This is a genomic window from Candidatus Chloroploca asiatica (assembly GCF_002532075.1).
Taxonomy (GTDB): Bacteria; Chloroflexota; Chloroflexia; order Chloroflexales; family Chloroflexaceae; genus Chloroploca; species Chloroploca asiatica.
In genome coordinates this window covers 24986-34715 of record NZ_LYXE01000134.1, presented here as the reverse complement: position 1 = coordinate 34715, position 9730 = coordinate 24986, and the positions used below count along the sequence as shown (strand labels likewise).

The window sequence follows — 9730 nt, the reverse complement described above, 5'->3', positions numbered from 1 at the left end:
GTGGGTGCGGTGGGTGGCGGTGCGGTCTCAGTCCCACCGGCGGCTGGCGTCTCGGTGGGTAGCGGGTGCCCTGGTGGGGTGCATACACGGAAGATGCAATCGCCCTGATTCCTTTGCTGGTTCAAAAGCCAGCTATGCTGGCTTTTGAACCAGCAATAAAGGCAACTATGACAAGCGCAACTGACTTGACATTAGTCCGCGAGTACGATGGCCTCAAGGTCAGTCTACATCCGCTTCAGGGGCTCTGGACTGAAGAGCAGTATCTGAGGTTGAGTGATCATACGCGCCATTTGATCGAGTTTACCGATGGAATGATTGAGGTGCTGCCCATGCCGACCGATAAGCATCAGGTTATGCTGCTCTTGCTCTATGATTGGTTCCGGCTATGGGTTGATCGCCTCGGTGGCAAAGTCTTGGTCGCCCCGTTGCGTCTCCAGATTCGCCCCGGCAAGCATCGTGAACCCGATATTCTCCTTGTGCGCGATGCCCATGATCCCCGTCGCCAGAATCGGTACTGGCTTGGCGCTGATCTCGTGGTCGAAATTGTCAGTCCCGATGATCCTGAGCGTGATACGGTGGTCAAGGTGGTCGATTACGCCGAGGCTGGCATTGCCGAGTACTGGCTGGTTGATCCGGTCGCCGAGCAGATCACCGTCTTGACGCTTGAGGGGGCGGCCTATGTGGCGCATGGGCGCTTTGCTCGTGGTGAACAGGCCACCTCGTTGATCTTGCCTGGCTTTGAGGTGGCCGTGAGTGCGGTCTTTGATGCGACGTGAGGGTTGGCGCTTAGCTTGGGCCTGAGGCGCCTGCGAGTTGCCCACAGGCTGCGGCGATAGCGACGCCTCGTTCGATGCGGACGGTGCAGGCGATGCCGTAGTCGAGCAGGACTTGCTGGAAGGCCGTTACGCGTTCGCGTTCTGAGCGACCGAGTGGCATGCCTGGCACGGGGTTCCACGGGATCAGGTTGACATGGCAGAGCAAGGGCGACCCTCTGCTGACGCCCTGACCACGCAGGAGGCGGGCGAGCGCAAGCGCCTGGTGCGGGTGGTCGTTGCGCCCCTGCAGCAGCACATATTCAAAGCTGACCCGCCGCCCGGTCCGATCGATATAGTCACGCGTTGCCTCAAGCAATTCAACTAGTGGATACCGCTGGTTAATCGGCATCATCGCGCTACGCAGCGCATCGTCGGGCGCATGCAACGAGATCGCCAGGCTAATCGGCAACGATGCCTCGGCGAGGCGCCTGATGCCTGGCACAAGCCCAACCGTCGAGACAGTCATACTCCGGGCGCCAAGGTTGAAGCCCTGCGGATCGTGCAGACGCTCGACGGCTGCCCACCAGCGGTCATAGTTGGCGAACGGTTCGCCCATGCCCATAAAGACCAGATTGGTCACCCTGGCGACCTGGTGCGTGACCCGCTCGGTAAAGGCCTCGCCTTCGCCGCCCCACCATTGCCCAGCGTCGTCGGTTCGGGTGGTCTCGGGGCCGGGCAAGGCTTGTTGTCTGGCCCGGCTTGTGGCAGGGGGTGTCTGGAGTTGGCTGTCGGCTGCATCAGGGGCCACCAGGCTCGCCTGCCACTTCCGTAACTCACGCGAAGCCCAGAGCGCCTGTTCGACAATCTCCCCCACCGTCAGATTCCGTAACAGACCGAGCTTGCCGGTGGCACAGAAATCGCAGCCCATCGCGCAACCAGCCTGCGTGCTAACACAGACGGTTGCGCGATCGGGATAGATCATCAAGACGGTTTCGAGCACAGCCCCGTCGTGCAGCCGAAAGAGCGCCTTGCGCGTCAGCCCCTGATCAGTCGCTTGCACCTGCTCAAGCTGCAACGCGCCCAGGCGCACCTCGCTAGCGAGCCGCTCGCGCAGGGCGAGCGGCAGATCGGTCATCGTCATCGCGTCGTCAGCTAAATTGACATAAAGCTGACGATAGAGCTGTTTGGCGCGAAAGGCCGGCTGGCCCAGGTCACGTAGCAGGGTTTCGAGCTCGATCATGGTCAGATTGTAGAGGGCAACAGTTGACATTGCACTTACACAAGCACCGGGCGAAACTTGTACCCATAGACGAGCACATTATCTTCGCCGGTATCGAGCAACTGACGGGTCACCATCTCAACAGGCTGACCAATTGCAAGATCGGCCTCGGCGCAATCGGTCAACTGGGCCGCGACGAGCGGGCCTTCTTCAAGGCGTACCATCCCGACTGGGTAAGGGACAAGACCCTCATAGCCATCAGGCCCCTGCCGCAGCACACTAAAACTATAGAGTTCGCCGCGTCCACTGAGATCAACGGCTTCCCACGCCGTCGGATCTTCGCCGATGGCAGGGGGCTGAGCGGGAAAGCGTACCTCACCAGTTTCACGATGGCGTTGACCTTGCAACCGATAGCGTGCGGCGCGTTGGCGCCAGTGACGAGCAATTTCCATATTGATCGATAACTCCTCGTAAAAAAACTAGACCCCACCAGCCGCGCCGATCAGGGCTGCGATCATGAGGGCAAAGAAAAGGAAAAAGCAGAGGCCAATGGCGATCCCGATGGCAAACTGGATTAGAATGACGTACAGGGCCTTATTGCCTGGCAGGTTCATCCCAGCCTGGATTGCGAGATAGGTCAGGTAGAGATTGTAGATAAAGAGCGCAAATGCAGCGATGCCACCAAGAAATGGAATGAGGCCGAACACGCTCCCGATTACCGTAATGGGTGCCCCAAAGAGCGACATATTGTAGGCCAGTTCACCAAACTTGCCATCACCGCCAAACGCACGCCCGAGCGCAAAGGTAATGCCCCAGGCAATCAGCAGAATGAGTGGCGTAAAGACGATTGCCCCGATCACGGAGGCCCAGATATTAGGCGCTGCTGCTGCACCCGTCGTCATACCGCCGAGCAACTCGGCCAATTCCGGGGGGACATCACCTAAATCTTGCGGATTGACTGGTGTTGGTGGAAAAAGAGCGAACTGAATGCCACTAATGATCGCATTGATCACCCCGGCGAGCACCGAGTAGATCAGCGCCCAACCCAGATTATCCTTCTCATATTCCTCGAAGGTCGCCACTGATGGTCGACTCAGCACACCGACGCTGCCGTTGATCATCTCCTGAATCATGGTCTGGCTCCTGTAGAAAGCGCGGGTACGTAGCGCAAGATCCGCCCCTTGTCAGGGTGAGGGTCTTGGGTTCATTGTAGTGCATGAAGGGCGAAACGTACAGCTTGACGCCAAGGCGCAAATCCTTACTCAGCGACGATGACGGCGGTAGCTGCGGTTGCCCCAATGCCACCGAGCGTTTGCGCCAACCCAACGCGGGCGTCGGCGACCTGGGTGGGGCCTGCTTCGCCACGCAACTGGCGCACCAGTTCGACGACCTGGTAGACGCCACTCGCCCCGACGATGTCGCCACGGGCTTTGTAGCCGCCTGCCGTGGCAAGTGGCGTGCGCCCGGTTGGCGCGATGGCCCCGTCAGCGGCGTGGCGCGGGGCCTCGCCGCGTTCGTAGTAGCCGATTGATTCGAGCGCAAGCACGGCAGCAATGCCGTGGGGGTCACTCAATTCAAAGACCTGCACACTGCTGAGGCCCAGATGGGCGCGTCCAAGCGCAACGTGGGCACTGGCCCGCGCTGCCTCAAGATCGAGCGGGTTACGGCGCGCGCCGAGCGACGGCGTATCAGTGGCGATCGCTGTGCCCGCCAGCCGGACGAGTGGCCCGGGGAACTCGCGGGCAAGTGACTCAGCCGCGAGGATGACACAGGCGGCCCCATCAGCCACACTGCTGCAATCGAGCATATTCAGCGGCGAGGCGACCATGCCAGCTTTGCGGTATTTGTCGGCGTTGATCGCAAACCGGTAGAGCGCCTGCGGATTTTTCGCTGCATTGGCGTGTGCATTGACCGGGAAGGGCGCAAAGGCTTCGAGGCCATAGTTGTATTCGTGCATATACCGACGCATCAGCATCGCCCATTGCGAGGTCAGCGTCAACCCGTGGATGGCCTCGGCCTCGGCGTCGGTATGCAGGGCGAGCGCTGTTTCGAGCGCCCCTTCGAGGCGATCGGTCGCCTTCTCGGCTCCCAGCACGACAACAAGGTCGCACTGCCCTGTCGCAATGGCCTGCGCCGCCTGGTGCAACGCAACACCGCCACTCGCGCCGGCGGCCTCAACACGCAGCGCAGGTACCCCCCGCAGCCCGACGGCATGCGCCAGATACGCCCCCAGTTGCCCCTGGCTTGCCAGGGTCTCGCCCATGGCATTCGCGACAAAAAGCGCCCCGACTCGCTCGGGACTTACCTCGGGTAGGGCGGCAAACGCGCTACGTACCGCCTCACTCGCCAGATCGCTCAGACTGCGTGCATAATGCTCGCCAACCGCAGTTGCCGCAGCACTCACAATATATGATGATCGCATACATCTCCTTATTTGCTTAACAAGCCTTTTCAGCGTAGCCCTCGTTTACCTGGTTTTGGCAGCGCAGCCACCCCACACCCTCCCGCCGGAGGCGAACTTTGCATCACCCCTCGTTTGCCTGGTTTTGGCGGCGCAGCCACCAAAACCAGGCAAACAAAAGAATTACCCCATGACGAGTTTGCCGATCCATTTCGCATAGACCGCATAGTCAATAAAGACCTGTCGTTTGAGGTAGGCCTCGGTCAGTGGGGCGCGGTTACGCCGCTCGAGGATCTGCTCGGTGACGGTGAGCGCATAAGCATCAGAGCCAGCGCCGCTGCCGTAGGTCGTGATAAAGATGGTCTCGCCGGGTTGGGCAACGTCAAGTGTTGCACACAGGCCGACCATAGCCGCGCCCGAGTAGGTATTGCCGATCTGTGGGCTGAGCAAACCGGGCGCAATCTGACTATCGCTGAAACCCAGGCGCTTGGCAACGGCCTGAGGGAACTTGGCATTCGGCTGGTGGAAGATCGCGTAGGTGAAATCCTTGGCGGTCTTACCCATGTCGCTCATCAAGCGTTGGGCCGCCGATTGGATCTGATGAAAGTAGGCCGGCTCGCCGGTAAAGCGATTGCCATGAACAGGATAGGGACGATCGGCGCGCCGGAAGAAGTCGGGCGTATCGCTCACATAGCTCACGGTTGCGTCAATCGTTGCCACAGCCTCTGCGGCTGGCCCGATCAGCAACGCACCAGCCCCTGCCGAAGCAGTATATTCCAGTGCATCGCTGGGGCGGCTCTGCGCGGTATCGGCCCCGATTGCCATGGCATAATTGGCCATCCCGCTGCCAACCAGCGCCATCGCTGCGGTGAGGGCCTCGCTGCCCGCTTTGCAGGCAAACTCAAAGTCGGCAGCGCTCACCCATGGCGTCGCCCCGAGGGCTTCGGCCACGATCGTGCCCGAAGGCTTCACACTATACGGATGGCTCTCGCTGCCAACCCAGACCGCACTCACCTGTTCGATCGCAACCCCGGCACGGGCCAGGGCATTGCGCGCGGCCTCGATCGAGAGCGTAATGGTATCTTCATCAGGCCCTGGCACACTCTTGGCATCCACGGGCACCCCACCCTGCCCATCAGTCCAGATGCGGGCAATCTCACGCGCAGCAATGCGATAGCGGGGAACATACGCCCCGTAGCCAATCAGCCCAACCGGGCGCTCTGGTTTCATCATATGACGATCCTTCTCTCTAAGCTTGATATCTGGCACAGCAAAAAACACAGGCCTCACCCAACGTGCGATGCAGCCATCGTCATCATCGGCGATCCTGCGTTCATCCCTCAGCTGTTTCCCCGGGCGCGCGGGCGGCTCGCCCGCTGTTGCTCCCGAAGCGGGAAGGCCCCCCCCGGGCCGTGGCCTTCCCTGATGCACCTCTGGCACAGCCATTCTTCACACATTTGGCGTCCAGATGAGTTCTCAATACCCTTTGCGCCGTTGCGTCTTTGCGTCCAAATTACCGCAATTCAGCGATCAACTCTTCCGCCCGCGCGGGTTTGATATTGCGTTCTTCGACCATACGGCGGACGATCTCGTCAACGAGGGGGCCGTGGGCACCGGCGGCCATGGCAATCTGGCGCGCGTGGAGCCCCATGTGGCCGCGGTTGATCCCTTCGCAGGCGAGGGCACGCATCGCGGCGAGGTTGCTTGCGAGGCCCGCAGCGACACAGATCTCGGCCAGTTCGTTGGCTGACTGCACCCCAAGCAATTTGAGTGCGGTCTGGGCCGCGGGATGCACCCTGGTGGCACCGCCGACAATGCCAACGGCCATCGGCATTTCGAGTGTGCCAACAAGATTGCCCTCGTCATCGCGCTCCCACACACTCAACGAGCGGTACTGACCGCTGCGTGACGCATATGCGTGAGCGCCAGCCTCGATGGCCCGCCAATCATTGCCCGTCGCGACAATCACCGGGTCAACCCCATTAAGGATGCCCTTGTTGTGGGTGGTAGCCCGATAGGGATCAACGGCGGCAAAGGCATAGGCCCACATAATGCCCTCGGCCACTTCTTCGCCACTCAGTCCATCGCGTTCGAGGGCGCGGGTCGGCACAACACAGCGGGCGCGGGCGAGGCGCCGATCACTGAGATTCGACAGAATGCGCAGATAGACGCGCCCACCGGTAATCTGCTCAAGTAGCGGCGCGACAGCCTCGCACATCGAGTTGATGGCGTTGGCACCCATCGCATCGCGGGTATCAACCAGCAAGTGAACAACCATCATTGGCCCCATCGGGCTCGTTGCATGCAGGTTGACCTCGAGATCAAGGGCACCGCCGCCAAGCCCAACGAGCGAGCGGCTCTGGGCATTTGCGATCGCGAGGATCTCTTCTTTGCGGGTAAAAATATCGTGGCGCGCACTCTGTGGGGCCGCCACGCCAACAATCTGAATTTGCCCGATCATTACGGGATCGGTGCTATTGGTGGCAAACCCGCCGCCCTCGCGTACCATTCTGGCCGCGTAGCTTGCGCCTGCAACAATTGACGGCTCCTCAACAACCATCGGGATCAAATGGTCGCGCCCGTTGATCAAAAAATTGGTTGCGATGCCAAGCGGCAGGTTGTAGGTGCCAACCACATTTTCGATCATTTTATCAGCACGCTCGATCGTCAGGGTACCATGACCACCATGCAAGACCCGCAGATCTTCTTCGCACAGGCCGTCAAAGGACTTGACCATCTGCAAACGCTCAAACGGGTTTAATTGATAAAATCCCTGGAGCCGTGAATTTTTTGTACCCATAAAACGCTACTCTTCCTCCACATCGTAACTTTGTCGTCTAAGCTCTCACGTTGACTATTGTAACATTGGTAGGCCCTCGGCAAGCCTTGGATTAACTGTCAAAACCTATCAACCCACTCTCTCAGGCTTTCAGGCAGGGCACATGGGCTTGAAATTATGGTAAAAAGAGGCCATTATAACCGCATTTCACGTTGTTCACGCACGGGACTGCTTTTGCTAGACTTGCTTGCGAGCAAAACATTGGACATTCTTTTGAAGCGGAAGAAGATACATATATGCACATTATAACCCTCGAAACGAGTGACCACGAGGCCCGTACAGCGGCAGCGCTGCTGCTGGTCGAAGGGTTTCGTGATTTTGCGCCACAGACCTGGCCGGATCTTCAGAGCGCCCAGAGCGAGGTTGAGGAGGCGCTTGACCCGGCGAAGATCTGCCGGGTTGCTTATGATGAGGCCGGGCAACTCGTGGGTTGGATTGGCGCCCTTGAGTTGTACCCCGGCCATGTGTGGGAGTTGCACCCACTTGTGGTGCGCCGCTCGCACCAGCGCCAAGGCGTTGGGCGAGCACTCGTGCATGATCTGGAACGGCAGGTTGTGGCGCGTGGTGGCTCGACCATCTTTCTTGGTACCGATGATGAGGCCGGGCTTACGTCGCTGGCGGGCGTTGATCTCTATCCTGATGTGTCTGGCTATATTGCTGCCATACGCAACGTGCGTGACCACCCGTACGCCTTTTATCAACGGTGTGGTTTCGTCATTGTGGGCCTTGTGCCTGATGCGAATGGCTTTGGCAAACCTGATATTTTGATGGCGAAACGGGTTGCTTAGGCCTCAGGCCCAAAATAGTCGGGCACAAAGCAGCCATGGAACCCATGCGGTAGGTGGTGCTTCATATGAAGTTGGGCGATCGGCCCCTGAGCAAGGTCGCGGGCATCGAGGATCACGACGCTGCTGCGATGCTGCTCGCCATCGTAGACGAGGCTCAAGAGCCAGCCATCATCTTCCGCCACCCCATCGGGCCTGGGGACAAAGAGCGCTTCACTCGGGAACCCGTAGGGCGCAGCATTCCATACATCGGTCGCGCCCGTGGCGAGATCCAGTTTCGTGATCGTCTGCACAACCCAGCGTGTCTTGCCTGGGGGGGCCGCTACAAGGTAGACATAACGATACGGTCGGCCCTGGTTCTGCGGGTGGAGTGTCGGGAAATCGCAGGTACCCGGATAGAGGAACGTACGGTCAACGGTGCCAGTGTTGGTATCAATGGTATAGCGCCAGAGTTCGCCAGCGGGAAACCGCCGATAATCAAGGTCAAGAAAGTTCTCGCCTGGCTCGATCTGGGGGAAATCGGCGTACGAAACGGCATCAACACAGAGCTTTGTCCCATCTTCAAAAGCATTGGCAAGGTGGAAAATAAAGCCTGATTTTGCGTCGTAGATATTTACTGGCCCCTCGGCATCGCGGGGCAGCACCACAATCCGGGTCGGACGCGAAGGATTCAGGCGAAAAGACTGGACAATCGACTGAATGCCGAGCACATACGGCACCGCATTGTAGTCGAGGGGCGTCTGGAAAAAGATGCAGTGGTTGGGCGTAATCGCCATGTCGTGCAGCACCGAGAACCCGGGGATGCGATACGCGTGGCGCTTGAGCACCTTGCCTGCCTGGTCAAACTCATAGATCGTGATGATCGTCGCATCTTCCTGGAACCCGATACCGAGTTTCATCTGGCTGCCAAAATTGACCAGATGCGGCTCGCCGGCGACATCGGGATCAATGCGGTAATGGGCCGCGAACTCTTTGCCAGGGCTAAGAATGCCGCCCAGGTCATCGAGGCCAAGCGTTTCGAGCGTATAAGGATCGAGGCGATGGGGTTCGCCACCCTCCCACAGAGCAAGCAATTTGCCGCCCCAATAGGTGACACTGGTATTGGCCAAGTTCTTGAGGCGCAGATCAAAGATATTGGCGAGCATCCCGCCAGGTTTCTGCGTGCCAAACGGGCTGCGGTAGAGGATCTTGCCGGCTTCTTGCTCTTCGAGAAAGCCTTTGGTACGCACAAATCGATTGCGCACAAAGGCGCGCCCATTGGCAAAGGCCATTGAGAAGATCATACCATCACCATCAATCGGGTGATGCAGCCGCTGCCCATTCACATCGAGCAACCCCGGCCCATTGCGAAAGAACGTCCCGTGGAGATCGGGGGGAATGGTGCCCTCAACCTCATCAATCCAATAGGCCAATTCTTGCCGCTGCGACTGATAGCCCCGTGCAAAGGCTGCGCGTATCTTCTCGAAGGGTACCTCGGTCGTTGGGGTGGTTGTCATTGTCATCTATATTCCTTTTTACGCCTTCTGGCGCGGTCTAGGGCTGTTGCCCTAAAAACCCATGCTTGTACGGCGGTCAGCGAAGCTGACCGCCGTACAAGCGAGTTTCTTGGGGTCGTAGGCCCCAAGAAGCTCAGATGAAAGCTTTGCAAAAACCGAAAAAAACCTGTGCATACTTTATTGTACCATAAGAATGAAGCCCCCAGGAGGCGTTCCTGTGCGGGTATCGAAGCCC

Annotated in this window: 9 protein-coding genes; 2 read left to right on the top strand and 7 right to left on the bottom strand. The window is 59.2% G+C overall.

All coding sequences use genetic code 11. From position 1 onward, the window contains the following. The first annotated feature begins 167 nt into the window (after positions 1-167). Entirely contained in the window at positions 168-776 is a 609-nt protein-coding gene (locus tag A9Q02_RS17660) for a Uma2 family endonuclease (protein ID WP_097654406.1), read from the top strand. A gap of 10 nt (positions 777-786) precedes the next feature. On the opposite strand, the gene A9Q02_RS17655 is transcribed toward A9Q02_RS17660, so the two are convergent. The 6 genes from A9Q02_RS17655 to A9Q02_RS17630 all read right to left on the bottom strand — a co-directional run bounded on the left by A9Q02_RS17655 (position 787) and on the right by A9Q02_RS17630 (position 7175). Then, the gene (locus A9Q02_RS17655; protein ID WP_097654405.1) at positions 787-2025 is read right to left on the bottom strand and encodes a radical SAM protein; all 1239 of its coding nucleotides are present in this window, start codon (positions 2023-2025) and stop codon (positions 787-789) included. 5 nt (positions 2026-2030) lie between these two features. Beyond that, a complete protein-coding gene (locus tag A9Q02_RS17650) occupies positions 2031-2426 on the bottom strand; it encodes a Zn-ribbon domain-containing OB-fold protein (protein WP_097654404.1) in 396 nt (131 codons plus the stop codon). Between the two features lie 27 nt (positions 2427-2453). After that, positions 2454-3107 carry a YIP1 family protein gene (locus tag A9Q02_RS17645; protein ID WP_097654403.1) on the bottom strand — a complete coding sequence of 218 codons (654 nt, stop codon included), beginning with the start codon at positions 3105-3107 and terminating at the stop codon, positions 2454-2456. A gap of 125 nt (positions 3108-3232) precedes the next feature. Next, positions 3233-4396: a thiolase C-terminal domain-containing protein gene (locus A9Q02_RS17640; RefSeq protein WP_097654402.1), complete on the bottom strand. Its 1164-nt coding sequence runs from the start codon at positions 4394-4396 to the stop codon at positions 3233-3235. Positions 4397-4558: 162 nt separating this feature from the next. After that, the gene (locus A9Q02_RS17635) at positions 4559-5608 is read right to left on the bottom strand and encodes a hydroxymethylglutaryl-CoA synthase (protein WP_097654401.1); all 1050 of its coding nucleotides are present in this window, start codon (positions 5606-5608) and stop codon (positions 4559-4561) included. 280 nt (positions 5609-5888) lie between these two features. Then, the gene (locus tag A9Q02_RS17630; protein ID WP_097654400.1) at positions 5889-7175 is read right to left on the bottom strand and encodes a hydroxymethylglutaryl-CoA reductase, degradative; all 1287 of its coding nucleotides are present in this window, start codon (positions 7173-7175) and stop codon (positions 5889-5891) included. Positions 7176-7450: 275 nt separating this feature from the next. Between A9Q02_RS17630 and A9Q02_RS17625 the strand changes: the two genes are divergently transcribed. Beyond that, positions 7451-8002 carry a GNAT family N-acetyltransferase gene (locus tag A9Q02_RS17625; RefSeq protein ID WP_097654399.1) on the top strand — a complete coding sequence of 184 codons (552 nt, stop codon included), beginning with the start codon at positions 7451-7453 and terminating at the stop codon, positions 8000-8002. Here the strand turns inward: A9Q02_RS17625 and A9Q02_RS17620 are convergent. Further along, positions 7999-9501 (bottom strand): carotenoid oxygenase family protein, encoded by a 1503-nt coding sequence (locus A9Q02_RS17620; RefSeq protein ID WP_097654398.1) that lies wholly within the window; start codon positions 9499-9501, stop codon positions 7999-8001. The genes A9Q02_RS17625 and A9Q02_RS17620 overlap by 4 nt on opposite strands. Between the last annotated feature and the right edge of the window lie 229 nt (positions 9502-9730).

Excerpts from the sequence above, each read along its gene's own strand:
- A9Q02_RS17660 (WP_097654406.1), top strand. The coding sequence starts at position 168 with ATGACAAGCGCAACTGACTTGACATTAGTCCGCGAGTACGATGGCCTC.
- A9Q02_RS17655 (WP_097654405.1), bottom strand. The coding sequence starts at position 2,025 with ATGTCAACTGTTGCCCTCTACAATCTGACCATGATCGAGCTCGAAACC.
- A9Q02_RS17650 (WP_097654404.1), bottom strand. The coding sequence starts at position 2,426 with ATGGAAATTGCTCGTCACTGGCGCCAACGCGCCGCACGCTATCGGTTG.
- A9Q02_RS17645 (WP_097654403.1), bottom strand. The coding sequence starts at position 3,107 with ATGATTCAGGAGATGATCAACGGCAGCGTCGGTGTGCTGAGTCGACCA.
- A9Q02_RS17640 (WP_097654402.1), bottom strand. The coding sequence starts at position 4,396 with ATGCGATCATCATATATTGTGAGTGCTGCGGCAACTGCGGTTGGCGAG.
- A9Q02_RS17635 (WP_097654401.1), bottom strand. The coding sequence starts at position 5,608 with ATGATGAAACCAGAGCGCCCGGTTGGGCTGATTGGCTACGGGGCGTAT.
- A9Q02_RS17630 (WP_097654400.1), bottom strand. The coding sequence starts at position 7,175 with ATGGGTACAAAAAATTCACGGCTCCAGGGATTTTATCAATTAAACCCG.
- A9Q02_RS17625 (WP_097654399.1), top strand. The coding sequence starts at position 7,451 with ATGCACATTATAACCCTCGAAACGAGTGACCACGAGGCCCGTACAGCG.
- A9Q02_RS17620 (WP_097654398.1), bottom strand. The coding sequence starts at position 9,501 with ATGACAATGACAACCACCCCAACGACCGAGGTACCCTTCGAGAAGATA.